Origin of the sequence: Idiomarina sp. UBA3162 (genome assembly GCF_002364475.1) — a bacterium.
Taxonomy (GTDB): Bacteria; Pseudomonadota; Gammaproteobacteria; order Enterobacterales; family Alteromonadaceae; genus Idiomarina.
In genome coordinates, this window is record NZ_DEYI01000057.1 from 11,770 (window position 1) to 37,580 (window position 25,811).

Annotated in this window: 26 protein-coding genes and 1 tRNA gene; 13 read left to right on the forward strand and 14 right to left on the reverse strand. The window is 47.7% G+C overall.

All coding sequences use genetic code 11. The features are described from left to right. The coding region (locus B2X00_RS06965) for a DNA translocase FtsK 4TM domain-containing protein (RefSeq protein ID WP_290486690.1) at nucleotides 1–1,536 on the reverse strand (1,536 nt) is incomplete at its 3' end. 84 nt (nucleotides 1,537–1,620) lie between these two features. Beyond that, entirely contained in the window at nucleotides 1,621–2,112 is a 492-nt protein-coding gene (lrp, locus tag B2X00_RS06970; RefSeq protein WP_071463781.1) for a leucine-responsive transcriptional regulator Lrp, read from the reverse strand. Nucleotides 2,113–2,278: 166 nt separating this feature from the next. Between lrp and ald the strand changes: the two genes are divergently transcribed. The 5 genes from ald to infA all read left to right on the forward strand — a co-directional run bounded on the left by ald (nucleotide 2,279) and on the right by infA (nucleotide 6,222). Continuing rightward, the gene (ald, locus tag B2X00_RS06975; RefSeq protein ID WP_006955952.1) at nucleotides 2,279–3,406 is read left to right on the forward strand and encodes an alanine dehydrogenase; all 1,128 of its coding nucleotides are present in this window, start codon (nucleotides 2,279–2,281) and stop codon (nucleotides 3,404–3,406) included. A gap of 149 nt (nucleotides 3,407–3,555) precedes the next feature. Further along, nucleotides 3,556–4,512, forward strand: coding sequence for a thioredoxin-disulfide reductase (gene trxB / locus B2X00_RS06980; RefSeq protein WP_290486693.1), 957 nt, complete (start codon nucleotides 3,556–3,558; stop codon nucleotides 4,510–4,512). A 21-nt stretch (nucleotides 4,513–4,533) separates the two neighbouring features. After that, on the forward strand, nucleotides 4,534–5,238 hold the full coding sequence (aat, locus tag B2X00_RS06985) for a leucyl/phenylalanyl-tRNA--protein transferase (RefSeq protein ID WP_290486695.1): 705 nt from the start codon (nucleotides 4,534–4,536) through the stop codon (nucleotides 5,236–5,238). After that, nucleotides 5,235–5,954: an arginyltransferase gene (locus B2X00_RS06990; protein WP_290486697.1), complete on the forward strand. Its 720-nt coding sequence runs from the start codon at nucleotides 5,235–5,237 to the stop codon at nucleotides 5,952–5,954. The genes aat and B2X00_RS06990 overlap by 4 nt, the downstream gene beginning before the upstream one ends. 49 nt (nucleotides 5,955–6,003) lie before the next feature. Then, nucleotides 6,004–6,222 (forward strand): translation initiation factor IF-1, encoded by a 219-nt coding sequence (gene infA, locus B2X00_RS06995; RefSeq protein WP_071463778.1) that lies wholly within the window; start codon nucleotides 6,004–6,006, stop codon nucleotides 6,220–6,222. Between the two features lie 60 nt (nucleotides 6,223–6,282). Here the strand turns inward: infA and clpA are convergent, their stop codons facing one another. Together clpA and clpS are read right to left on the reverse strand one after the other, a co-directional pair. Next, nucleotides 6,283–8,553 carry an ATP-dependent Clp protease ATP-binding subunit ClpA gene (gene clpA / locus B2X00_RS07000; protein WP_071463777.1) on the reverse strand — a complete coding sequence of 757 codons (2,271 nt, stop codon included), beginning with the start codon at nucleotides 8,551–8,553 and terminating at the stop codon, nucleotides 6,283–6,285. Nucleotides 8,554–8,590: 37 nt separating this feature from the next. Continuing rightward, the gene (gene clpS / locus B2X00_RS07005) at nucleotides 8,591–8,905 is read right to left on the reverse strand and encodes an ATP-dependent Clp protease adapter ClpS (RefSeq protein WP_071463776.1); all 315 of its coding nucleotides are present in this window, start codon (nucleotides 8,903–8,905) and stop codon (nucleotides 8,591–8,593) included. A 226-nt stretch (nucleotides 8,906–9,131) separates the two neighbouring features. Here clpS and cspD point away from each other — a divergent pair, with 226 nt between their 5' ends. After that, nucleotides 9,132–9,347, forward strand: a complete 216-nt coding sequence (gene cspD / locus B2X00_RS07010) for a cold shock domain-containing protein CspD (protein ID WP_071463775.1) — start codon at nucleotides 9,132–9,134, stop codon at nucleotides 9,345–9,347. Nucleotides 9,348–9,415: 68 nt separating this feature from the next. On the opposite strand, the gene yejK is transcribed toward cspD, so the two are convergent. After that, nucleotides 9,416–10,462, reverse strand: a complete 1,047-nt coding sequence (gene yejK, locus B2X00_RS07015; RefSeq protein ID WP_290486700.1) for a nucleoid-associated protein YejK — start codon at nucleotides 10,460–10,462, stop codon at nucleotides 9,416–9,418. 70 nt (nucleotides 10,463–10,532) lie between these two features. Here yejK and B2X00_RS07020 point away from each other — a divergent pair, with 70 nt between their 5' ends. Together B2X00_RS07020 and B2X00_RS07025 are read left to right on the forward strand one after the other, a co-directional pair. Further along, the gene (locus B2X00_RS07020) at nucleotides 10,533–12,164 is read left to right on the forward strand and encodes a DUF3413 domain-containing protein (protein WP_290486702.1); all 1,632 of its coding nucleotides are present in this window, start codon (nucleotides 10,533–10,535) and stop codon (nucleotides 12,162–12,164) included. An 82-nt stretch (nucleotides 12,165–12,246) separates the two neighbouring features. Continuing rightward, a tRNA-Pro gene (locus B2X00_RS07025) sits at nucleotides 12,247–12,323 on the forward strand. A gap of 23 nt (nucleotides 12,324–12,346) precedes the next feature. On the opposite strand, the gene B2X00_RS07030 is transcribed toward B2X00_RS07025, so the two are convergent. Then, nucleotides 12,347–12,775, reverse strand: coding sequence for a hypothetical protein (locus tag B2X00_RS07030; protein ID WP_290486704.1), 429 nt, complete (start codon nucleotides 12,773–12,775; stop codon nucleotides 12,347–12,349). Nucleotides 12,776–12,900: 125 nt separating this feature from the next. Between B2X00_RS07030 and B2X00_RS07035 the strand changes: the two genes are divergently transcribed. Next, on the forward strand, nucleotides 12,901–13,545 hold the full coding sequence (locus B2X00_RS07035) for a cation transporter (protein WP_290486706.1): 645 nt from the start codon (nucleotides 12,901–12,903) through the stop codon (nucleotides 13,543–13,545). A gap of 12 nt (nucleotides 13,546–13,557) precedes the next feature. Here B2X00_RS07035 and B2X00_RS07040 read toward each other — a convergent pair whose 3' ends face one another. The 3 genes from B2X00_RS07040 to ctlX form a co-directional block, all read right to left on the reverse strand. Further along, entirely contained in the window at nucleotides 13,558–13,869 is a 312-nt protein-coding gene (locus B2X00_RS07040; protein ID WP_071463771.1) for a hypothetical protein, read from the reverse strand. A gap of 122 nt (nucleotides 13,870–13,991) precedes the next feature. Then, nucleotides 13,992–15,635: a diacylglycerol kinase family protein gene (locus B2X00_RS07045; RefSeq protein ID WP_290486708.1), complete on the reverse strand. Its 1,644-nt coding sequence runs from the start codon at nucleotides 15,633–15,635 to the stop codon at nucleotides 13,992–13,994. 7 nt (nucleotides 15,636–15,642) lie between these two features. Further along, nucleotides 15,643–16,554 carry a citrulline utilization hydrolase CtlX gene (gene ctlX / locus B2X00_RS07050; RefSeq protein ID WP_290486710.1) on the reverse strand — a complete coding sequence of 304 codons (912 nt, stop codon included), beginning with the start codon at nucleotides 16,552–16,554 and terminating at the stop codon, nucleotides 15,643–15,645. A 168-nt stretch (nucleotides 16,555–16,722) separates the two neighbouring features. Here ctlX and B2X00_RS07055 point away from each other — a divergent pair, with 168 nt between their 5' ends. Continuing rightward, complete coding sequence (locus B2X00_RS07055; RefSeq protein ID WP_290486711.1) at nucleotides 16,723–18,105, forward strand: MBL fold metallo-hydrolase RNA specificity domain-containing protein; 1,383 nt, start codon at nucleotides 16,723–16,725, stop codon at nucleotides 18,103–18,105. Here the strand turns inward: B2X00_RS07055 and B2X00_RS07060 are convergent. From B2X00_RS07060 to B2X00_RS07080, 5 genes are read right to left on the reverse strand one after another with little or no spacing between them, the layout of a single operon-like run. Then, nucleotides 18,062–19,051, reverse strand: coding sequence for a Fic family protein (locus tag B2X00_RS07060; protein WP_290486712.1), 990 nt, complete (start codon nucleotides 19,049–19,051; stop codon nucleotides 18,062–18,064). The two genes, B2X00_RS07055 and B2X00_RS07060, sit on opposite strands and share 44 nt — an antisense overlap. A 15-nt stretch (nucleotides 19,052–19,066) precedes the next feature. After that, nucleotides 19,067–21,133, reverse strand: coding sequence for a sensor domain-containing diguanylate cyclase (locus B2X00_RS07065; RefSeq protein WP_290486714.1), 2,067 nt, complete (start codon nucleotides 21,131–21,133; stop codon nucleotides 19,067–19,069). A gap of 17 nt (nucleotides 21,134–21,150) precedes the next feature. Then, nucleotides 21,151–21,750, reverse strand: coding sequence for a biliverdin-producing heme oxygenase (locus B2X00_RS07070; RefSeq protein ID WP_290486716.1), 600 nt, complete (start codon nucleotides 21,748–21,750; stop codon nucleotides 21,151–21,153). A gap of 37 nt (nucleotides 21,751–21,787) precedes the next feature. Then, nucleotides 21,788–22,207, reverse strand: a complete 420-nt coding sequence (locus tag B2X00_RS07075; protein ID WP_290486718.1) for an HIT domain-containing protein — start codon at nucleotides 22,205–22,207, stop codon at nucleotides 21,788–21,790. Next, nucleotides 22,204–22,704 (reverse strand): alpha/beta hydrolase, encoded by a 501-nt coding sequence (locus B2X00_RS07080; protein ID WP_290486720.1) that lies wholly within the window; start codon nucleotides 22,702–22,704, stop codon nucleotides 22,204–22,206. The genes B2X00_RS07075 and B2X00_RS07080 overlap by 4 nt, the downstream gene beginning before the upstream one ends. Before the next feature lie 93 nt (nucleotides 22,705–22,797). On the opposite strand from B2X00_RS07080, the gene B2X00_RS07085 reads away from it, so the two are divergent. From B2X00_RS07085 to B2X00_RS07095, 3 genes are read left to right on the forward strand one after another with little or no spacing between them, the layout of a single operon-like run. Continuing rightward, nucleotides 22,798–23,658, forward strand: coding sequence for a hypothetical protein (locus B2X00_RS07085; RefSeq protein ID WP_290486722.1), 861 nt, complete (start codon nucleotides 22,798–22,800; stop codon nucleotides 23,656–23,658). An 18-nt stretch (nucleotides 23,659–23,676) separates the two neighbouring features. After that, a complete protein-coding gene (locus B2X00_RS07090) occupies nucleotides 23,677–25,296 on the forward strand; it encodes an acyl-CoA dehydrogenase family protein (protein WP_290486724.1) in 1,620 nt (539 codons plus the stop codon). Continuing rightward, the gene (locus B2X00_RS07095) at nucleotides 25,289–25,711 is read left to right on the forward strand and encodes a DUF3293 domain-containing protein (protein WP_290486725.1); all 423 of its coding nucleotides are present in this window, start codon (nucleotides 25,289–25,291) and stop codon (nucleotides 25,709–25,711) included. Before B2X00_RS07090 ends, B2X00_RS07095 begins: the two co-directional genes overlap by 8 nt. The last annotated feature ends 100 nt before the right edge of the window (nucleotides 25,712–25,811 follow it).

A 25,811-nucleotide genomic window follows, 5' to 3' on the forward strand; every position in this document is an offset into this window, starting at 1 on the left:
CTCAAGCATTTTCGGGTCGATCATAATCAGACGAACATCTTCCGGCGTGCTCTTGTAGAGCAAGCTTAAGATCATCACATTCACACCGACTGATTTACCCGAACCTGTTGTACCTGCCACCAATAAGTGAGGCATCTTCGCCAAGTCAACAACCACAGGCGAACCCGCAATATTTTTACCAAGAATCATGGTCAGCGGCGATTGGCTGTTTTGAAACGCGTCGCGATGAATAACTTCACCGAGCTGAACCACTTCACGGTGTTTATTAGGTAACTCCAAACCGACGTAGGATTTACCCGGAATGACTTCAACCACGCGCACGGCGACGGCTGATAGAGTACGAGCAATATCCTTCGCTAAGTTAGAAATCTTCGATACTTTAACACCGGGGGCAAGGTCGAGTTCAAAGCGGGTGATCACGGGCCCTGGCTGCACGTTGGCAACGGTAACATCAACGCCAAAGTCTTTGAGAACGGTTTCAACCGTGCGTGACACTTGGTCAAGCTCTTCTTGCGTAATGGGGTTCTCTTGCTTATTCGGTCTATCGAGCAACTCAATCGAGGGCAATGGCGGTAAAGCATCCGCCTCATTACTCTGGGTATCACCCTGCCCTGCTTGCTCGACTGGCGATTCAGCTTGTGCTTTGGCTTCCGTTGCAGGTGTAGGTTCACTGCGCTTACGTGCTTCCGCCGCCTGTTTCGAAAACCGTGGCGCGTTGCTTTCTTCTATAACAGGATCGGGTTCGAACGGCGGTTCGTCTTCATTATCTATTTCGTGTTCATCTAATGCCGACAATGAAGGTAAGTTGAGTACAGGTTCTTGCTTAGCCTCCGCCTTTTGCTCTACTAAAGTAGATTCATCCCAATCCGAGGTATCGAGCGTATCATCGTCGTCTTCATTATCATCAGCTGCCTGTTTCGCATCGCAATCATGACCTTTAGTACCGTCCGACTGCCATACGGTGCGAATCCGTTCGTAGCACCACAGCGCGCCAGTAATGCATAATTCACCAAGCTTATCGGCGACCTGCAACCAGCTAATGCCCGTCACCAAGGTGAGGCCCGTGGCTAAGAACGTCAGTAATAGGATGGTTGAGCCGACAAAATTTAAGTACGGCATCACCGAGGCTGCAATCACATCACCAAATACGCCACCGGCTGAAAAGTAATAAATGTCATCAAAGTTAATGGACGAGAGTGCGGCTGCGCCAATGAGCGTGAGCATGGCACCGACGAGGCGCAAACTAACAGCCAGGTAGTCGAGCTCGAGTAATTGATGGGTTTTGCGAAACAGCATGTAACCCAAGCCAGCAAAGGCAAAAGGAATTAAATATGCAACAAAACCAAACGAAAATAACAGTACATCAGCGAGCCACGCACCCACCGCTCCGCCGGCATTATTGATGGTGCCTTCGAAACCCGTCTGTGACCAACTCGGATCGGCTGGATTGAAACTTACGAGTGCGAGAAATAGAAAAATCGCGAGCGCACCGCTGATCAGTAAGCCAGCTTCTAATAATCGTTGTACACCTGTCATTGCTCGTCTTATGCTTCCTGTCATTGGGATCTTATTATAGTGGAGGCTCTCTGCCCCCGATTGTAGCGAATCTCGCTGCTAATGTTAGCCCTTTACTAGAACTTTATTCTCTTGTTTTACTTCTTCCATTACAACATAGGTGCGCGATTCGTCGACACCCGGCATCATCAGCAAGGTTTCACCGAGTAATTTGCGGTACGCGCGCATATCAGGTACCCGCGCCTTGATAAGAAAATCAAAGTCCCCTGCAACTAAGTGACACTCCAGAATCTCTTCGGTTTTACGCGCTGCCTCACTGAATTCAGCGAAAGCATCCGCCGAGGTGCGCGACAAGGTAATTTCGACGAACACCATCAAGTTAGCGCCGAGCTTAGCTGGGTTGATACGAGCATGGTAACTCTCTATAACGCCCTCTCGCTCAAGCTTCTTTACCCTTTCTAAACAAGCCGTTGCGCTCAATCCCACCCGCTTCGCGAGTGCCACGTTGGCAATACGTCCATCGTCTTGCAGTATGCGTAAGATCTTACGGTCAATTCTGTCAATAGTGATTTCATCGGTGTTTTCTGGAAATCTCATGATTTTATCGCGTCATTTAATTGGTTAGCCCTAATATATCACTATAAACTAGGTTAAAAAAAGTGCGTAATCCAGTTTGTTTTCAGTCTATAATTGCGCCACGAAATTTACCAATCACATCAGCAGATAAAACGCACTCAATGCGTGTCAATTATAGAGGGTGAGTATGTTAATAGGTGTTCCTAAGGAAATTAAAAACCACGAGTATCGTATCGGTTTAACGCCTGCAGCTGTTCGCGAATATGTTGCGAATGGCCACGACGTTATCGTTGAAAACAACGGCGGTGCTGCGATTGGTTTTACTAACGAAGACTATCAAGCCGCCGGTGCTTCAATTGTTGAAACGCCAGAAGAGATCTTCGAGCGCGCTGATATGATTGTCAAAGTTAAGGAACCTCAGCCAAACGAATGTAAGATGTTACGTGAAGGCCAAATCCTTTACACCTTCTTGCACTTGGCACCTGATCCAACACAAACTAAATTATTGGCTGAATCAGGTTGTACTGCTATCGCATACGAGACAGTCACTGATAACCGCAATGGTCTTCCGCTTTTAGCACCTATGAGCGAAGTTGCGGGTCGCATGTCAATTCAAGCAGGCGCGCATTACCTTGAAAAAGCACACGGCGGCAGCGGCACATTGCTAGGTGGCGTTCCTGGCGTTGCGCCGGGCAAAGTACTCATCATCGGTGGTGGTGTTGTCGGAACTAACGCTGCGAAAATGGCGTTGGGCTTAGGCGCTGACGTCACCATTCTCGACCGCTCATTGCCGCGTCTACGCGAGATCGATGATATCTTCAATGGTCAAGTCACCACAATCTACTCAACCGTAGATGCTATCGACAAATATTCACGCGAAGCTGATTTAGTTGTTGGTGCAGTGCTGATTCCAGGCGCAGCGGCACCTAAACTGTTGACGCGCGAGCACATCAAAAACATGAAGCCAGGTTCAGTGTTGGTCGACGTTGCGATTGACCAAGGTGGCTGTTTCGAAACTTCATACGCGACAACGCACCAAGATCCGGTATACGTGATTGATGATGTTGTTCACTACTGTGTTGCGAACATGCCAGGTGGAGTTGCACGCACTTCAACTATCGCGCTTAACAACGCGACCTTACCTTACGGTATCGCGTTGGCTAACAAAGGCAACCAAGCCATGTTAGAAAACGAGCACTTGTTACGTGGCTTGAACATGCACGGTGGTAAAATCACTTATAAAGCGGTCCACGATGACTTAGGCGAAGAATTAAGCCTCGACTACATCGACCCGCGTGAAGCGCTTTCTAAATAATTAGACAAGTAAGCGTAACTGAACAGAAAAGCTCACCTAAAATGGTGGGCTTTTTTTATGTTGTTCTTGTGCCTTTTCCTTGCAATCCATACAATCGTCCCCATAGCTAAACATATAACTGAAACACATTCTGTAGTAGGAGCAACACCATGGCTGAAGCCAAGCATTGTAAACTTTTGATTTTGGGTTCTGGGCCTGCGGGCTATACCGCCGCAGTCTATGCTGCGCGCGCAAACCTTGACCCGGTATTGGTCACCGGTATGCAACAAGGTGGTCAGCTAACGACCACTACCGATGTTGAAAACTGGCCAGGCGATGCTGAAGGTTTAACTGGACCTGATTTAATGGTGCGCATGCAACAGCATGCTGAGCGTTTCGACACAGAAATCGTGTTCGATCATATCAACAAAGTCGATTTCTCTGAGCGCCCTTTCCGCTTAAAAGGCGATGTTGGCGAATATACGGCTGATTCAGTGATTATCTCAACCGGCGCATCCGCTAAATATCTCGGTTTGGACTCAGAAGAGGCGTTTATGGGCAAAGGCGTTTCCGCTTGCGCAACCTGTGACGGCTTTTTCTACAAGAATCAAAAAGTCTGTGTCGTCGGTGGCGGTAATACTGCGGTCGAAGAAGCGCTTTACCTCTCCAATATTGCCAGTGAAGTCCATGTTATCCACCGCCGTGATACGTTCCGTTCTGAAAAGATCTTGTCGGATCGTTTAATGGAAAAAGCCGAAAACGGCAATGTCACCCTACACTTGAACAAGACCTTAGACGAAGTCTTAGGTGATGACACCGGCGTGACGGGCGTTCGCATCAAAGACACAAAAGACGGTAGTACGTCGGAGCTAGACGTTGCTGGTTGCTTTATTGCCATCGGTCACCAACCCAACACCGGCTTATTCGACGGCCAACTCGAAATGAACAACGGCTATATCGTCGTCCAAAGCGGTCTTGAAGGTAACGCAACTGCAACAAGCATTCCGGGCGTATTTGCCGCGGGCGATGTTATGGACCACGTGTATCGCCAAGCCATTACCTCGGCAGGTACGGGCTGCATGGCGGCACTGGATGCTGAACGTTATCTGGACGCATTAACTAAGTAATCCTTGTGTGAGTCGCCGCCTATGATAGTCGAACTGAGTCCTAGCTCAGTCAGCTTTCCGCCAGTGTCGATGGCACTGGTAGAGCCTAACGGATTACTTGCCGTGGGCGGCGATCTCTCCGAGGCACGCTTGGTGAGTGCCTATCGCTCAGGTATATTCCCGTGGTTTGCGGCCGACGACCCGATTTTATGGTGGTCCCCCAATCCTCGCGCTGTTTTTGTGCCTGGCGATATTCATTGCTCACGTTCGTTAAAGAAAGCCATGCGACGCCAACCTTGGCGAGTCACACTGAATCGTGCCTTTGAAGAGGTGATTGATGAATGTGCAACAATACGCGCCGAGCATGAAGGCACATGGATTACCGAGCCCATGCGTGAGGCGTATATTGAGCTCCATAGAAAAGGACATGCCCATTCGGTCGAGGTTTGGCTAGAAAATGCGTTGGTTGGTGGCTTATATGGTGTCAGTGTCGGTCGTCTGTTTTGCGGCGAAAGTATGTTTCACCGTGCGACGAACGCGTCTAAAGTGGCTTTACACTGTTTCGCTAACGCCTTTGTTGAGCACGGGGGTCAATTAATTGACTGCCAAATGGAAAATCCTCATTTAACGTCACTCGGCGCGGTACCCATGTCCCGCGAGCATTTTCTAGAGCAATTATTTGCGTTACGCGATCGCCCACTAACTGGCGACTTTTGGTCGTTAGGAGATATTAGTCGTTATTTATGAGTGTTAAGCTCGGCATTACAGGCTCCCGCCCCTGTGGTTACCTCAAGGATCAGGAAGAGCGTTTAATCGTTACGGTAACGGATGAACACACGCCGATGAATGCCCATTTATATGAGCACTTAATGGCCCATGGTTTCCGTCGCAGTCATAACGATGTGTATCGCCCCCACTGTGAGTTTTGCCAAGCATGCGAATCACTTCGTATACCGGTCGGTGATTTTAGCTTTAGCAAAAACCAAAAACGGGTGTTAAATAAAAATCGCGATCTCGTGCTCTCAATTGTCGATAAACCTCAAACTGATTACACCTCACTGTTCTGTCGCTTTATTGAAAAGCGGCATGCCGATGGCGCGATGTATCCACCCGACCCAGAATCATTTTGGCTTTGGTGTGATGCTGATTGGATGAAACCACAGTTTTTTGAATGGCGAGACAGCGAGGGCAATCTGACGATGGTGAGTATCGTAGATGTGCTCACGCGGTCAAGCTCAGCGATGTACACTTTTTTTGACCCTGAGCAACACAAGCGCTCGTTGGGCACCTACTCTATTTTGAGTTTAATCGAGTGGACAGAGGCGCAGGGACTGGATTATCTCTACCTTGGATACCAAATTGATAGCTGCGATAAGATGAACTACAAGGCCCGTTTTACACCAAATGAACGGCTTATTGGCAATCAATGGAAAAAAGCGGTAAAATCTAACACACAAAAATGAACCCTATGCGTACAATGTACGCTCATTAGTTAAATTCTAGAGGATTTTAATGGCGAAAGAAGACAGCATTGAAATGCAAGGTACGGTATTAGACACCTTGCCAAATACTATGTTTCGAGTTGAACTAGAGAACGGTCACGTGGTGACTGCACATATCTCTGGCAAAATGCGTAAGCACTACATCCGTATCTTAACGGGTGATACTGTAACCGTTCAGCTTACCCCTTACGACTTGAGTAAAGGACGCATCGTCTTCCGCGCCCGTTAATCACGATTCAATAAAAAAGGGGCTAAACGCCCCTTTTTTATTTCTGACTGCATTTCGCAGTTAGCTCTCAATCGCTTCGTTGGTGCTGTCGTAATCAAATTTCAGTTCATCGTTGTTATCCAGCGACACTTTCACTCGACCACCACGCGTCAAATGACCAAACAAGATTTCGTTTGCCAACGGTTTTTTCAGGTGCTCCTGAATAATACGACCCATTGGACGTGCACCCATTTGCTTGTCGTAGCCTTTCTTCGCAAGCCAATCGATTGCTTTGGATTCAACCTCAAGAGACACCCCTTTACGGTCTAACTGTGCTTGCAGCTCGGTGATAAACTTATCGACCACCTGCAAGATAACCTCTTCACTTAGATGGTTAAACCACACGATACCATCAAGACGGTTACGGAACTCCGGCGTAAAGGTACGGTTGATTTCTGCCATCGCATCGTGACTGTGATCCTGTTGCTTAAAGCCAATTGACTTACGAACTGTCTCACGCACACCCGCGTTAGTCGTCATCACAATAATGACATTACGGAAATCCGCCTTACGACCGTTGTTATCCGTCAATGTGCCGTTGTCCATTACCTGCAACAAGATGTTGTACACATCCGGGTGGGCTTTCTCGATCTCATCAAGCAGCAGTACCGAATGAGGCTGTTTAATCACTGCGTCAGTTAACAACCCGCCTTGATCAAAACCGACATAGCCCGGAGGCGCACCAATCAAGCGACTGACTGCGTGTCGTTCCATATACTCCGACATATCGAAGCGAATCAGTTCAATGCCCATTGCTTTGGCAAGTTGCTGAGTCACCTCAGTTTTACCCACGCCTGTCGGACCTGCGAACAAGAACGACCCGATAGGGGTATGTTCATTACCTAAGCCCGACCGCGATAACCGAATTGCAGAGCTCAGTTTGTCAATCGCTTCATCCTGACCAAACACCACCATCTTCAAGTTGCGATCGAGCTGCTTGAGAATGTCTTGGTCTGTACGTGAAACTGACTGCTCCGGAATACGCGCAATCTTGGCGATAATCGCCTCAATATCTTGCACACCGACGGTTTTCTTACGCTTAGATGGAGGTAACAAACGTTGTTGTGCGCCCGCCTCGTCCATCACATCAATCGCCTTATCAGGCAAGTGACGCTCATTAATGTATTTTGCCGCTAGCTCAGCCGCTGCTTTGATCGCGGGCTGGGTGTAACGAATACCGTGATGGTCTTCGTAGCGTTCTTTTAAACCCATCAAAATTTTCGTGGTATCTTCCACGCTCGGTTCACTAACATCCACTTTTTGGAATCGACGCACTAGCGCGCGATCTTTTTCAAAAATGTTTTTGAACTCGGTATAAGTTGTTGAACCAATACACTTGAGCTGGCCGCTTGAAAGCAATGGCTTTAATAAGTTAGAGGCATCAAGCACGCCGCCGCTAGCTGCGCCCGCGCCGATAATCGTGTGGATTTCGTCAATAAATAAGATAGCGTGTTCTTTCTCGCCTAACTCTTTCAACAACTGTTTGAAGCGTTTTTCGAAATCACCACGGTACTTTGTGCCGGCCAATAAGCCGCCCATATCCAACGAATAGATAACGGCTTCTTGCAGAATATCGGGCACTTGGTTATTGACGATGCGATAGGCTAAGCCTTCGGCAATGGCCGTTTTACCGACACCCGCTTCACCCACTAACAATGGATTATTTTTCCGGCGTCGGCACAGAATTTGTGCACAGCGTTCGAGCTCATCATCACGACCAATGAGTGGATCAATCTTACCCTCTTTCGCTTGCACATTGAGGTTGGTACAGAAACGTTTAAGGTGGGTTTGCTGCTCTTCGCTTGCCGCAGCCATTTCCTCTTCATCGGCAATATGTTCATCCATCGGCTCATCTTGCGAGCGGGCGATGCCATGCGAAATATAATTAACGATATCTAATCGAGTAATATCGTGCTTGTTTAGCAAGTAAACAGCTTGTGACTCTTGTTCACTGAAAATAGCCACCAACACGTTTGCGCCACTCACCTCGGCATTACCCGAGGACTGCACGTGGAACACAGCACGTTGTAATACGCGCTGGAATCCTAACGTCGGTTGCGTATCGGCGCCATCATCTTGGTCATCAAAGGTCGGTGTACTGCGATCGATGTAACTAATCAGCTCTTCTTTCAACTGCTCAAAATTGAGTCCGCAGGCGCGTAACACTTCAGCTGCGTCTGGGTTATCGAGCAAAGCCACGAGCAAATGCTCAACCGTCATCAGTTCATGACGACGCTCACGCGCCAGTCTGAACGCATCGTTCAAGGTAAGTTCTAACGCCTTGTTTAACATACCACTCTCCTTACCGTACTACGGCTGTGCTCGAATCTTACTCATGCTCCATGGTACAGAGCAAAGGGTGCTGGTTTTCACGAGCGTACTGATTTACCTGCACCACTTTAGTTTCAGCTATCTCTGCTGAATACACGCCACACACCGCTTTACCTTTATAGTGCACTTGTAACATGGTGTCGGTCGCTTTTTCATTGTTCATACGAAAAAACTTTATCAACACCTCGATTACGAAGTCCATCGGTGTATAGTCATCATTATTCAATATGACCTTATACATCGAGGGTGGTTTCAGTTCGTGTTTACTGTCTTCCTCAACATCATATACGTGTTGATGATCAAACTGGCTCATGAATTAACAACCTATTATCACTATAGCTGATTTGTCTAATCGCGCTGGACAATTTTTGTTTAATTTTTTAACAAAAATGTCGATTTTTTCATCACATCTACTTGACTATTATACTCTGTGTCCTAGAGTAAAACATGGTGTTGGCTGATGGAATTTTCAACCACACCTAAGACAACCCAATCTAATAATAACAAAATTCTTTTCGATAGAAGAAGGAAGTAGATGTATGGCAACCGGAAAAGTCAAATGGTTCAACAACTCCAAAGGTTTTGGCTTTATTGAGAGTGAGGACCGCGAGGGTGACATTTTCGCTCATTACTCAACAATCGATATGGAAGGCTATCGCACGTTAAAAGCGGGTCAAACCGTAGAGTTTGAACTTGAGGAAGGTCCAAAAGGACTACATGCCTCAAACATTGTTCCTCACGCGGACAAACAGTAAGAAAGCCTATTTGCAAAACGCCGCAGTGCGGCGTTTTGCAATTCTAGTCCCTTAAGAGTCCATACCCTTCAAGAATCGATACCAAAGTAACGACGCAATTGATCACGCAAATTAGGCGGGGTGCCATGAATCGTTAGTTTGTCTGTCTCGGCATCATATTCCACACGTTCACCTAACTGAGTATGATCAAATGCCACACTCACGCCGCCTCCTTGGCCTTGAAATTTAACCAACTTCCGCAACGTGGATCGATCCGTAGGGAAAGACTCATCTAATGCAGGTTTATCCTCTTGCGTCAGCGCTTGCGTAAACTCTTCAAAGCTACGCTCGGTCGGCTGTGCTTGGGAGAAATGCTCCGACAAGTCTTTGACCTTAACGTCTTCGCCCTGCTTCCATTGCTGATCGCAATATTCATAAGCCACCGCATTGAGCGATTGACGTTGCTCCGGTGGCAGTTCGGCCTGCTTACCAAACTCTGTTACTGCATCCACCAAGCGTTTAGTTTGCGACTTCGCATCCAACCGTTCGGTACAACCCAAGAAATCCAAGAAAAAATCAGATACCTTGCGTCCAGCACGACCTTTGATAAAGGAAATATAGCGTTGGCTCTCGGGATCGGTTTGCCATTCAGTCAGATCAATCCGCGCTGCGAGTTGCACTTTACTAATATCTAATTGCGATGACCGGTCAACAGCCAAATTAGGGTTAATCGTCACGCCCACCTTTACTGGTAAAAACGCCACCAACAGATAATCAGTGCTTAAGTGTTGATACCGCGTCACTAATAAAAAGCCCGCTTCAAGCATTTGATAGTTTTGGAGCTGTTCTAACAGTAATTTGGCCGCCTGTTGGCTCAACTCAACAAATTCTAACGCTTGCGCTTGCCACTGTTTGAGTAGTACGGGGAAGTCACTGACTTCTTCCGCCTCGTCGGCCTCTGTTAAGAAACTGGCGTAGCCTTTAGCTGGTTTACTGGTATAAACCGTGGTCAGTTCCTCGAGTAACTCGTGCAGTTGTTCGTCATCAGACAAAGGCTCTGGCGCGAGACGCAAACCAATTTGATCATCATGGCTGTAAAACTGGTGAATAATGCTATTTTCAATGGCCAGTTGCATAACTAGGACTATCCTTGCAAAATCGCTGTGTTAGACTATTTGGCAGATTGTAGCACGGGATAGACACAGAATGGGAAAGAACCAACGTCGCGATAAAATTGCACGACTGATTAGTTGGGGTCATTGGTTTACCTTCGCCAACATTATTTTGTGTCTCCTTATCGGCATTATCTATATTGATTCAACGCCGTCGCCGACCACATTCATCAGTACCGTTTATCTCATTGTGAACTGGATCGGGCACTTTGCGTTTCTGCCATTCGTGTTCTTTATCATACTGATATTTCCGTTCTGTCTGCTGATTCCCTACTCCAAAGTGTTACGCAGTATCGCGGCACTCATTAGCTCCCTTGGCATCGTCGCGCTTATCTTTGATGCACTATTTTTCCGCCACTACGGGTATCACCTGAACGCCTATTCACTTGCACAAATGGCGAAAGATGCCGAGGCCGCATTTACTGGCGCAAGTTTTGTCATCATTTTAATGATCATGTTGGGCTTTCTTATTCTGCTAGGCTTTGAACTATTGCTTGCTAACTACACGTGGAAACACCTTTCGGAACTTCAGCATCGTAGACTTGGCGCACCGGCCACCACGGTATTTGTATTGTGCTTTTTTGCTAGCCACAGTATTCACGTTTGGGCGGATGCCGAGCTCTATGACCCGATAACACAGCAAGATGATACATTCCCGCTCTCGTACCCGACGACAGCGAAAACGCTGATGTCGAAGCATGGCTTTATCGAAGTGGAAAATTATCAGGCGCAGCAACAAAAGCTGATGTCGGCAGAAAATATTCGCTTACGCTACCCGCACAATACGTTGCTGTGCTCAAAAACGTCTCAAACCAAGGGCATTACACTGGTTGTATTTGATCGTTTGAATGCCGAACAGTCACAACGTGTCGGTGAAGCAGCCAACGACAACGGCCTAACTCAAGTGGATATTCAGTTACTGGCACACCCCAGTCGTGAAGGCGGGCTGTTCCAGTTACTTTATGGTCTCCCCGACTTTTACCAAGAGACCATCGAGAATCAAAACATATCACCGGCTTACCTAAAACCATTAGCGGACTTTGGCATCGATGTGAGCTGGCATACATCGCCCAATTGGCCACAGGAACTCGGGCTTACTCAGTTTAAAGCCGACTGGAACGCTGAGCCGCTGAGTAGTTTTTATCCACGCAACGAGAACCAGGTCAACGTTGTGCTGCTGAGCCATGAGGATATCGATCGCCTACCCGCGATACTCGGAAGCTTAGGCCAACAACGTGTACTGCTCTCGAGCCTCGCGCCCAGTAACACCGAAGGTTTGCTCGGACAGCAGCAGTTTAAACCTGAAAATATGCGTGTCACCTTGTGGGAAAAAGATTTCGCACTACCACAACAAAGTATTGGCGGATTAATGGACCTCATGCCAACCGCCCTATCTCGTGTCATGTCATGTGCTGGTGGTACGCAGAGCTTTAGCAATGGTGAAGATCTGATGAACGGCGGTGAGCGCTGGCCTCTGGTAGAAACCTACAGTCCGTATATCGTTATCTATGACCAAACGTTGATTACTGTGCTCGATAACAACGGTCAGTACAATATCTATCGTCGCGATGACTTCAGCCGCCTCGACGGCGCCGAACCGACGGTTCCCGTGTTAATTGATGCACTCAAAGATCTCAAACGCTTCAGCGGCCGCGCTAGAGACTGATTAAAATAACAGCGAACAGATGCGCTAAGTGCATTTGTGCCTTGCACTTAGCTCATAAATCAGTAACATAGCTGTCCTCGGTCGGCGTGTAGCGCAGCCTGGTAGCGCACTGTCATGGGGTGTCAGGGGTCGGAGGTTCAAATCCTCTCACGCCGACCAATTCTTCTCTTTTCCCTGCTTAATTACTCTATCAATTCCACATCAGGTAATTCAGAGCGAAACCACGCTCGGACGTCATTCAGTTGTTGTATCGGAAAGCTGTAGTCGATTTGATACATCGGATTATAAGGAAACTGTAAAACGGCAAAGTCCTTATCTAAAGGCCCTACTGCAACCCGTTTTAATTTATCGATTGGGATTTGCTCCATACCCACACGTAAATAATCACCGCGCACCTCGAGTAAATACAGCATGTTTTTGATCGTTTCTGGGCGCTGAGCTTTAAGAAAAATGCTGTAAAGCGGCAACATGCTTAAACCGATAATTCCCCCTAAATAAGTCCAGTCGTTATATAAATACATGATGCTAGCACCGAGCAATAAAGTACTAGCAGAGATAAAAAAGCGAATGACTCGCTCCTTTTTACTAAATGGAAATTTATATTGTTTCATGACTTATTGTTTTTATTCGCTTAGTTAAGTTCGGCGTTAATGTACCTTTTTTACCGCAATAAGGCACCCTTCCCTCAACGCTTTTTGATACAATTGTGGCAAGATTTTTACTAACGGATGTTCACATGTCTTCATGCTGCGGTGGCGGAGCCTCGGATACACAGGCGCAAATGGATAGCGCCCAAAAACGCCTTCTTTGGACCGTATTGGTGCTTAACGGCGTGATGTTTTTTGTTGAGTTTATTGCGGGCTGGATAGCAGAATCCAGCGGTTTGATTGCTGACTCACTGGATATGCTTGCCGATACCTTAGTTTATGCGGTGAGTTTGTATGCCGTGGGTAAGGCGATAAAATACAAGGCAAATGCGGCTATTTTTAATGGCATATTACAAACCGCCCTTGCTCTGTTGGTGCTCGGTGATGTCGCACAGCGGTTGATTTGGGGCAGCGAACCCAATGCCAACATGATGCTATGGATAGCCGGCTTAGCATTACTGGTAAACGTCATTTGTTTTGCTCTGCTGTATAGCTCTCGCAATGGCGATATTAATATCCGCGCCAGTTGGATTTGCTCGCGTAACGATATGCTGATGAACGCAGGTGTCATTCTGTCAGCATGGATGGTGAGCGCGATTAACAAGGCGTGGCCAGATTTACTGATAGCCACGGTCATCGCGATCATTGTATTACGTTCAGCGCTGAGGATTATCAAAGACGCCCATGCGGTTAAAGCGGGCGAAAAAACCGATATTTCGACGTGTTGTGGTTAATAGCCTAAGTTGTTAGTACTTGGAGGCATCCTGCACTGCCTGTGGCAATAATGGCAGTGCATAGGTGCGATAAGCTCGGATGTTAAGCCATTTCGCCAAACCAAGATAACTAATAATAATCACCGCGCTTATCACTGAGTGGTGCCAGCTCGGTAGAATTAAAAGTGCCGCCACAACGGACAACAGGGCGCACTGACGCAGCAGAAAGCTGCCCCTGCGATACAGTTTGGCGCGAAACTTAGCCACGGTAATGGCGCGGTGTGCGGTGCGGGGATTTACACCGTCTAATTCGGGTTGCTTATACCAGCCTACGAAATCAATCATAACTCACTTAATATTGATTAATTTGTACACAGTATACCACAACTCACGCGCACAGCTCTATTCGTATGATTTATGACCGCTATTTCACAAGGCCTTTAGGCTCGATTGCCCCGTTCGATTATCTAGTAATCAATACGATCAGGCACCAAGATCTGCAGTGCATGCTTTTCAACCTTGATATCTAACTCATCCGCTGAGTAAGGTTCGCCATCGACGACGTAGTCTAAGCGCTCACCATCACAGCGTGCTAGGTGAATACGCTTTATGCGTGTGTGATGGGTATTCATCCCCACTTGGTCTTCGGTAATACTGGCGTACAAGAGCTCGATTAGGCTTTTTACCGGTGAACTCTCACCCTGCTCTGAATCGAGCCACGTTACATCCAGTTTGCCATCGTCGATCACGGGCTCACCATCGCCCTGTGCCAACAAGGTTGTTATCGGTGCCGCATTGGCAACAATCAAACTGGCTGTTTCCCACGTTTCGGTTTCACCCTCATCAATGGTTACTTGCAACTGCAGTTGTTTATCTTCACTCAGTGCGCGCCATAAACCTTGAATATACGCTAACTGACCTAGCTTATCTTTGGCGCTGCGATCTGCCTGCTCAATCATTTGCTGTTCGAAGCCCACGCCAGCGCACAAAAGCATCAATTGCTCATTGACCCAGCCACAATCGATTTGCCTACAGCGACCCTCAATAATCGTTTCGCAGGCGACATCCACTGGGCTCAGTTTACTACTGAGTCCCCATAGCACCTGGCTCAAGGAATTTGCTGTGCCCATGGGTACGATCGCCATCTTACAATCATAACCGATGAGCGCACGTGCCACTTCAGTCAGTGTACCATCGCCGCCACAAGCAATGACCAACTCAGCGCCCTGCTCAAGCGCCTCACGTGCACATTCGGTACCGTTTTTATCTTCTTTCGTTTCAATCACTGTTAACTCGAAATACGGTGTGAGCGTATCCTTAAGCGGCTGTGCATATTCACTCCATTTACCGCCACCGGATACCGGATTAGCGACAATGTACGCACGCTTAATCATCAACTCTTGGTGTTCATCGATAAACTGTTGCAGTGCCTTCTTTTGTTGATGATTTAATCGCGCAACTTTACGCGCACCTTGGATTTTCTTCATCACGTCATCGATGTTTTTCGTATTACTGTGCGCCAGTAAATAGGCGGCCGCCATAAACACTGAACGTCCACGCCCCAAGGCGCAATGAATTAATACATTGTGGCCTTGCCGTTGTTGCTCGTGGATCCACTGCAAGGCTTGATGGATTTGTTCGTGAGACGGCGCCAAATGGTCAAGCACCGGAACGTTTAAGTAATTAACCTCGGCGCGTTCAGCCGACCAGTCAAGCGCATCAAATTCAGCCGTGACATCGAGTACCGCATTAATCGGCACGTCTTTGATCGCCTTCAGGTCGCCGCTGAATAAGCGTCTTCCTACATAGATTCCATCCGCGACCTTTTGAAACACTGGTAAATCATCTTGCCGACGTGCGATGGCGTTATAAACGCGTACACCAATCAGGAACGGGATCAATGACCAACGTATGTACCAAGGAATACGTCCGTTCGCTTTCTTACGAAACAATCGAGCGGTGTTCAACCAATAAGCAGAGGCGATTAGCGCTAAGGCGATACAGGTCCAACCGAAGGCAATTTTTAATGGCCAGGTGGGAAGTATATAGGTCAGTAATAGCGCGACGAGCGCGCCACACAAATAATAATAAGGTATCGCCTTTGAGCCCATAAGTATCCTATCTTGGTTGCCATTGTAGTTGCGCTATCATGCAGCGCGCGGAGCCTCCGCCCTGCTCTATCGTTGGCAGGTTGCATATTAGCATACGCGCTTTTTGCTCAATTTGATCCCTTTGTTGCTGGGTTAATGCCTTTACCGCCGTTTGTGATAACACTAATATCGGACCCTCTCGCCCCATGAGCTCCAAGGCATTACCAGCAAACGACTCTATTTGTGAGCCAGTGAGTTCAATCACGCATCGATCGCCATACGCTAAGCGCTGTGCCAAGTCATCACGATAAGTCGATGCGACTAATTCCGGTGCGTACATGGCGATATGCTCACCCACATTCATGAGCACATTGGTGTGATAAATAGGTACGCCTTCGCGGTCATGCGCATCAATCACCACAGGATTACAATCGATGTGCTGACCTAGCTCTGCTAACACGACATCGCTCATTCGCTGCGAGCGCACCGCGTAAACATCCTTACTCAGAGGATCAAACACCAGCGCACCAGTTCCCTCAAGACTTAATCCCTGTGACTCATAGGCTGTGAGATCAACAGTGCGGGTGATCACATAGTCGTGTTCTAAGCTTTCAATAATGTCGGTACGTCGCTCTAACCGGCGGTTAGCGCAGTGCATGGGGTACAATACAAGTGTGCCGTCCGCATGACTGGTAAACCAATTATTGGGAAACACCGAGTCCGGTGTTTCGGTCGAGGTATCGTCAAAAATCTCAACGCGAACCCCTTGCTGATTCAGCTGTGCCACCATGGCATCAAACTCTTCCCGCGCATAGCGACTCACCGCAGCTTCGACGCGCGCATCGTCGATCTGCTGAAAACGATTATCTGCCGCGGTTTGCTCATTACTGCGAAAATGATGTGGGCGCACCATGGCCACTCGACTGCATAATTGACTCACTACGTTAACTTCCTTTTCATCAAAAACAGCAAGCCGCTATTCTACGGGTGTTGGTTAAGCTTGCGCAATGCGAGTGACTCAGGCTTACACACGATGTCGGCTATATCTCCGTGTCAGTCACTTAAACTAAGCTACACTATGCAAAAAAAGTAAATAAGGCTAAACACTGTGAGTGAACTATCCATCGAGTGGCCAATCCGTTTAACGCATTTAGGTGGCACTTGGCAGGTGACAGGCTCGTGTCACTTGTGGCATTTAAACGCGCGACAAACGGTGATGATCGACTGCGGTGCGTTTCAGGGTATCACGCAAGAGGATGACTTAACGCCGTATGTCGATGTCGATAGCTTGGCGGCTGTGTTTATTACTCATGCACACCTCGATCATGTCGGCCGTTTACCGCAGTTGCTCGCGCTGGGCTATCGTGGCCCGATTTACTGTACGGCAGCCTCACTTGCATTAATGCAATTGGTGCTGGGCGACTCTCTGCAACTCGCGGGCATCCGCGACGAAAGCGCACTCGCAGCATTTAACACATTGCTTGCGCGGCATGTGGTCATTTGTGCATATGGTCAAACGTTGGATGTATTACCCTCACTTAGCGTCACGTTCGAGGAGGCAGGCCACATACTGGGGTCATCTTATCTCTGTTTTGATATTAAGCCGTTGCATAAACGTGTTGTGTTTTCCGGCGACTTGGGCTGCCGCAACTCACCTCTTATAAACGATCCAACACCGCTTGAACGCGCTGATTTACTTGTTTTAGAGAGTACTTACGGGGATCGCTCGCATGGTGACCGCAGTCAACGAACGCAACAACTCGAGTCGATTATAAAACGTGCTGTTGTCGATGGTGGCGCCATTTTGATTCCTGCATTTAGCATTGGTCGAACACAAGAGCTGCTCTATGAGTTTGAACAAATTTGGCACCAACACGCGTCTTCAAAGGACACCGAGTTTCCCGAGATTGTTATCGATTCACCGATGGCAAACAAAGTAACTGATATCTACCAGCGTCACGAAGCGCTATGGGATGCAACCAGCCGTTCTCGCCAAGCTAATGGACGACATCCGTTAGACTTTAGCCACGCGCACCCAGTGGATGAGCATAGCTTACACCTCGCTTTAGTAAACCGTCTCAAATCCACTGCTGAGCCAGTGATTGTTATTGCAGGCTCAGGCATGTGTACCGGTGGGCGAATTATTAACTATCTCGATGCGTTGATAGAAGATCCTCGCACTGATGTTTTGTTTGTGGGTTACCAAGCACAAGGGACGCTGGGTGAACACATTCAACAAGCGGCTGCGGGCCAATCAGTGACTATCAACCAACAACAAAGAAAAGTAAATGCTCAGGTATATACGCTCACCGGTTACTCCGCCCATGCTGATCAAGAAGAATTACTCGCGTTCATTGGCGGTGCTGCATTCCCCGTCCAAGCGGTTCGTTTGGTGCATGGCTCAGCGCCAGCGCAACATACCTTGGCTGAAAAAATACGACAGCAGTTTAGCATTCCGGTAACGATAACTGTTGCGACGGAGAAACCATAACGCGCCAATAACCGCCTCGTGGACTGCCCACGCGTTCGAGCTTACCCTGTTGCTTGAGTCGGGCAAACTGCTTCTCGACGGCTCTCGAACTCAAGCCCAACAGTTCGGCAATACGTTGCGCGCTAATACCCCGTTCTTTATTGACTAGAAACAGTACTTTGCGGGCCGTAGACCACTTTTCCGAACCTTTCACCGAACACACATCCGAAAACTTATCCGAACCTTTTTGCGCATCAGCCCCTGGTTGCTCACTGCAGTTCGTTAATTTCTGCGCAAGTTCACTCATACTGGTTCGGAGTACTCCGGTTAGCCACAGGATAAACGCCTCAGAGCGCTCATTGCGCTCAACCTGTCGCGCTTCTGCCAGCTTATCTATTGATGCCAGCCAATTTTGCTCAATATTGAGCCATTGAAAAAGTGGGTGCCAAGAACGCATCAATAAGGTAAGCCAGAATCGTGTGATGCACCCATTCGCTTCGGCAAACGGTTGCCAACTTTCAAAGACATCAAAAAACAATGCAGCGCGATACAGTGGATGACAATGGTCGGCATTGAGTTCAGTAAATAATTCGCTGAGTGTTCGTGCGATCCCCGTGGCGGGTGGTGAAGCATAAATATTACGGCCGTGATGATAGATAGCGACTGAAGTGCCGCGGTACTGACCTGCACGCATACTCAAGTTGAGCATCAATTGCCGGTGTGCTTTTTTTAACGCCTGCTCGTTTAGCGGGTCCCAGAGGTCGATATGATCATACAGTGCCGAGAGGTTAATGCGGTGGGCATTTAAATTTTCGCACTCAATACTGGCTGCCTGCTTTTCATTCAGCCACGATTGAGCCGTTACACTATTGACCTCAACCGATTCAAATTGAGCGATGATCCGCCCTGCCTGTTCGGCAAGGTTTAAAAGCTCAGAACGGGTTGACCACTCAAGTTGAGGCCACATGTGTTATTCCTTTTATTATTTGCCTGGCGAGACCTCCACACTGTTCCGTCCAGACTCTTTGACTTGGTATAACGCGTTGTCAGCGCGTTTAACCAAACTGTTACGACTTTCAGCGCGCGACAGTTGGGCTACGCCAAAGCTTGCCGTGACTTGACCAACTTTGTCAAATTGTAGATTCGCTAATCGCCGTCGTAATCGCTCAGCCAGTTGACCCGCACTCTCAAGATCAGTTTCTGGGGCTATGATTAAAAACTCTTCGCCGCCCCAACGGCCAAACACATCGCTACTGCGTAACCACTTGTCCAACGCCTCACTGATAAGTTTAAGTACATGATCACCCACATCATGACCGTAGTCGTCATTAACACGTTTAAAGTGATCGATGTCTAATAGAATAACGGAAAGGTCTCTACCATGACGCTCACACCGTTTTACTTCTTCTTCTAAGGTTTGTTCCATATGATAACGGTTCCAAACTTGCGTGAGCGCATCGGTGTGCACCAGATGCTCCAGACGCTCATTCGCTTCCGTTAGTTCTTGATTCAACTTTTCAATTTGGAAAGCAGACGCTCCGATGGCCAGATCTTCTGCGAGCGTTTTAGCCGCTTCAACCTGAATCTCTGTCCATACGGGTGCATAGCCATCCACGTCTTGCTGCCATTGCTTGAAAGAGTTTCGCGGCGAAAGTACTTGCCGCCCTTGGTACTCACGTACGTCCCCTTTTTCTAAACTACCCGCCCAACGAAACACTTCAGTTTCTTGTTGTCGGAAAAATACCAACCAACCTTGGTTACGTTTATCAACGGGCATTGAAACCGCAAGCACGCCGCAATAAGGAAGTTCAGGAATCGCTTGCCTCAGTTCAGATAAGCGACAGTCGCGTTCGGTAAACAGCCCGGTAACACCATGGTTCTCGTTCAGCCAGACCCTAACTTTTTGTAGCGTTGATACATCAATTTCGTCACCGACCACGCGATGAGTTTGAGTCGTGATCAATGCCACCGCAGTGGCTTCAAACAGTTTCAACCAATAGTCACCTTCGTCTTCTAAAAGATGCTGCGGCGATTTAATTTCGCGTTTACGATCGAGAAGCGCTTTGCGACTTTCCTCAACGCGATCAAAGAAACGGTCGGCTTCAAATTGTTTATGGAGCATCAAACGCTGCTCGGCTAGTTTTACTAGCGAATGAATGTTGAGTCGTGTCGAATACGACAATTGCTGCGCTGACACGCCATGACAGGAAACCAAACCCCAAAGCTGGCTCTGATCAAACACAGCGACCGACATTGAGCGCTGTAATCCCATATTTTTCATATATTCTGTATGAATGGGCGATTTGCCACGGAGTGTTCCGAGCGACAAATCGAGCCGCGTTGGCGAGAGTGAGTCGGCGTAACGGATCATCGCATCCTCGGTGTCTACATCAGCGATATAGCGAATCGGGTTAACTCGATACAGTTCACGCACTTGGCTTGGGATATCGCTCGCCGGAAAACTGAGTCCAATGTATTGTTCAATGGCCTCGCAAGCAGTGTGCTCGCAAACCACTCGCCCATTCCAGTCATCGTCGAATTTATACACTAAAACACGCTCGTAACCGCTTAACTCAGCAATTGCCTGACACAGCTTTTGCATTGTTTGCTCGACATTTTTAGCGTTTGAAATATCAAGCAGCGCTCTATCAAAGTAACATGAGCGTTTCAAATCCGACGTTGCACTGTCAGGTTCTGTCTCAATCACCAGCCAGGATTGACTAAAGTAAACTCGCGAAAAAAAATCCTGCTGGCCGTCGGACCATGCCAGAATCTCGTGCTCTGAGCCATTCTTTAATCGTTGCCTCGCGTCGCTAAACTGACTGATAAAATCATCCGACATGCACTCATCCAAGCGCTTTTCCATTAATTCGTTAACAGAACGACGTAATATTGCTTCACTGTTTTCGCTTACCGCAACAATATGCTCACCCTTTATGTCAATGGCGAGTAAGCAACCAATCGACTGCACACACTGTGGTGCATGCACGGGCTCTCTGGCACAGTTTTCCATGGCCTGTTGATATGAAACCGAATTACTTTCAGGCACGAACACCACCTAGATATTTAATAAGCTACTTTTGAGCCAAAACGTTGCTCGACTTGCTCTGCAACATCTGTGAATGAGCGAAATGCGCTGAGTGCAGCGTTTGTCATTTCCTGAAGTTGTGCATCAGTAAGTGACAAATGCTCGAACCCACGAATGAATCGTTGCCAGTTACCCTGCTGATAAAAACTAAAATAATTTGTTGCTCTGTCATCAAGCGCCAAGACATTCTCCAGTCTCTGCTTGAGCATGCGTCCGCCCTGAGTGCTGCCTTCGATGACATAGGCATAACCTAGAGCTTGGTATGTCGATACAGCTTGCTCATGATGTATTTGCGGCGGCGGCGTAAACCCACCTAACGCATGAATGTCACTGACAATATGGCTGGTACGAGGCTGATAATAATAATCCCCCGAACGCTCCGTCTGCTTAGGTAACCAAGTTTGCAAGCATACTTCGTATTTATCCAACCAATGATAAAGCCCATTGAGCGCATGCAAGTAATCATCTACGCTCACATCAGCTCGCATCAGGGGATGCATTAACCCCGTCTGCTCCGCCGCTCGGTGAGCGTTTTCGGTTGCTTGCTTCATATGTATCAACGCAGAGTGCTTTTTCATGACTTATCTAACGGTTTTGCCGATATTATCGATCAGCTCAAACCAAAATAAATTTAGAACAGTCGCTCAAGCCTGAACGTATCGCCTCAACCTGCTCCTCCGAATGAAAGCGACTCATTTTCTGACCCCAGATAGGTGCTGGCCAAAACGGATCCGTAGGAAAGCGAACAACATGATGGACGTGAAGTTGGCTCACGACATTCCCTATCGCAGCAATATTTAACTTACACTCGGGATAATATTGTAATAACCACTCACTTAAGGCTTGGCTTTCTTTCCAAAGATTAAACTGGTCCCCCTCGGATAGCTGGGTGATTTCAGTCACGTCGTTGTGCTCGGGTACTAGCAAAAACCAAACACAGTCGGCTGCTTTCATTAAACGCAGTTGTGACAGCGGCCCGCGCGCCAGCAAAATCGAGTCGGTAGCTAGACGCGTATCGAGTACAAAGTCGCTCATGCCATACTCTCCAAAAACAGAATAAAGTCGCGCACGACGACGTCAAGACGGTTGATGAGTCGATGATCATCGTCAATTAAATGCAATTCAGCGGCAATGCGCTGACAAAACTTAACACTGTTTTGCCAGTTAACAATATCGTCTTGCCACCCATGGACCACACTCACAGGTCCGTTTGGGTGCAATCTATCGAAGTCAACTTTACCGCCCATATACAGCGCAGGAGCCATCACAAAGCACCCCCTGACTTTGCTATGCTGACTATTCGCTAGCGCAACGTATCCGCCCATACTCGAACCGACTAAGATAACGTGGTCACCCTCATCGTCATTTAGGTATTGAGTCAAACGATCCGCTCGGTCATCTGGGTCCATTTGATCTTGGTAATCAATGCTGTCTACCGCAAAGTTTCGACTTTTTGCAACCTTCGCGAGCGCCTCGATTTTATGCCCCCAAGGGCCACTTTCTTTGCCATGATTGAAAACGATCTTTGTCATTTTCGCCTCTATAACTTACAGTTAAAAATATATTGATTTTTTGTTAGAAAAAATCAACGATAGATATGACTCTAACACGTAGAGAACCAATTTATGATGGGTACTAAGCTTAAAGCGTCTTCAGTTCTGTTTATGTTGTGTGCTTCTTCGTGGGCTTTTGCCGATCAGCACGATGATATCATTTGGGGCGTTAATGTATCTCCGCCCTTCCATATCTGGCAAGGCGAATACGAGCACGAAGGTTTTTGCGATACATTAGTCGATACCTTTGAACGCGAATTACCCGCGCTCTCCCAAAGCAAGCGTAAATTACCCTCTCGCCGCATCACCATGCTAATGCGAAAAAACCAACACTTGTGCTTTCCGTGCTTAATTAAAGGCAGTGATTACAACAAAGACTTTATTTTCTCGGATGTAACACACGCGTACCCGCCGCACGGTGTGATCACGACCGCGTCAAACGCTCAACAGTTAATTAAAGCGTTCGGCGAACCGTTGTCATTTACTGACTTGGCGCAAAGCAATTATCGTTTCGCACAACCCATTGAACGTCGTTATGGTGAATTACAACCTATCGTCGAGGACTATTTGATACCGTCCGACCACTTCCAAGAAGTATCGGGTGAAGGTGCGCACATGAACTTAATGACGATGATTGCCACGGGTCGAATTGATTACACACTCGATTATAAGATGCTGATGACCTACTTCCAACGCACGGAAGGTCAAACAAACCCAGATTTTGAACCGCTCGTATTTATTCCGATCAAAGAAAACAGCGACTCAGTGATACTGGGCGCTGTCGGTTGCAGTAATAACCAGTGGGGACAGCATGCGATTAACAATATGAACCGCGTTATTGAACAAGTGAAAAGTGACTCAGACTTTCGCCAGTCTTTAGATCTTTGGCTCGGCGCTGATCGCCCACGACCTGAGTTCAATAACACTAATTAACTTTTAGACACCCATACTATGCCACTGAATCAACCACCTCATCTCGTCGACTACAATGTGTATCAAAGTGATCGCTTTTTGCGGCAATGCGCTCACCACTTTGCATCGGATTCTGAACAGGACGAACGGGTTAAATTAGGGGCACTGCTCGGCAGTGCCCAACACATTGATCGTTGTTATACAGCCAATCATTATCCACCCGAGTTATTCACCCACGACCGTTACGGTGCGCGCATCAATCACATTGCTTACCACGCCAGTTATCATGAACTGATGCAGATTGCGGCGGAACAAAAGCTTCACAACGGTGTTTGGCGCTCATCGGTGCCTTATTCTCACGTTGAGCGAACAATTCGTTATTATTTAAATAGCCAACTCGAAGCGGGTCACGGATGCCCTATTACCATGACATTTGCCGCCATTCCTGTACTCCAACAAAGTCCACTATACCCACAATTGCGTGAGCAACTTTTGCAGCCGCTATACGATAGCCGCGACGTTCCCTTTTATGAGAAGTCGGCTTTGACCGTTGGTATGGGTATGACTGAGAAGCAAGGTGGCTCGGATGTGCGTAGTAATACGTCGCAAGCGACACCACAGGGCTCAGCCGGTGAAGGTGAAGTCTACTTATTGAATGGTCACAAGTGGTTTTTATCAGCGCCCATGAGCGACCTATTTTTAATGCTCGCACAAACTAAGCACGGGCTTGGCTGCTTTTGCGTGCCTCGTTGGCGTGAGGACGGGACGCGCAACGGCATCGATATTCAACAGCTTAAGCAAAAGATGGGCAATCAGTCGAACGCTTCATGCGAAGTCGAGTTGAATGATGTTGAAGGCCGTTTGCTTGGGTCCGAAGGTAAAGGTGTACGCACTATTATTGATATGGTCGCAATGACACGGTTTGACTGCATGATTGGCTCGTCTGCCTTATTACGGCAATCGCTTGTGCAATCGTTGCATCATTGTCACTACCGAAGCGCATTCGGAGCACGACTCATTGAGCAACCATTAATGGTTAATCTCCTATGTGATATGGCTATCGAAAGTGATTGTGCGCTACTTTGGACGCTAACAATTGCGCAATGGCTTGATAGCAGTGACATTAACGCCAAGCGCTTAACACGCTTGCTCGTTCCCGTCGGAAAATATTGGATATGTAAACGAGCGCCTCAGGTAACATACGAGGCAATGGAAGTGATAGGCGGTATGGGCGTAATGGAAAATACCCCCATGCCAAGACTCTACCGAGAAGCGCCGATTAATGCGATTTGGGAAGGCTCCGGTAACATCCAATGTTTAGATGTGCTGCGTGCCTGTGAAAAAGATCCCGAACTGCTGACTACCTGGTTTGATTTTATTGCCCGTAGCTGCGGTCAATACAACAGCTACGACGCAGCGGTTGAGCGTTTACAACAGGAACTCGAGAAGCAACCGCCATCACCGTTTAATGCGCGCCGTCTTGTTGATCAAATTGCGCTGTTGACGCAATCAGCGCTCGCTATCCAGCATATGCCGCCCGAACGTAGCCGACTGGTCTGTGATAACCTATTAAATCGGTCAGGCCGTAATTTAGGTACCTTGGTTGGTGACTTTGATACGGCACACCAGTGGGTTAAGGATAGCTTCACCGTTGGTTAACACTCGTTCTCTCGATGCTGCCTATGAAAAAGCCCTCTATCGGCTTGATATCATGGGACGCCGCTATACCCTCTCAACGTTGCACACGCCCCTACATGCTGAGCGTTTATTAAACGCTGCAAACTGTCACTCGTTGACTATCATTACGGTTGATAATCCAGGCAGTCAACGCTGTGATCGCGCTACATTTAGCCAGCAACATTTGCTACTGACGCAACAGTTACGTCACCTTGGTATTCACTTTTTTCCCACCTCAGCACTCGCACCTCAATGCGACTGGCCGGTAGAGCACGGTGTTGCTATTAAAGACTTGCCACTCGCTTCCGCTTATCCGCTTAATCAGCGCTATCACCAAAACGCTTTTGTGCGAATTAATCGAGAGCAAGGGATCGCGCTGCATTGGACGAATTCATAAAAAACATTCAATCCTAAATACGATCTTCTTCGTAGAAATTGTTAATAGAAATTTTACTCAAAACACGACACCAAATATTCCAATTTGGTATAGCGTATCT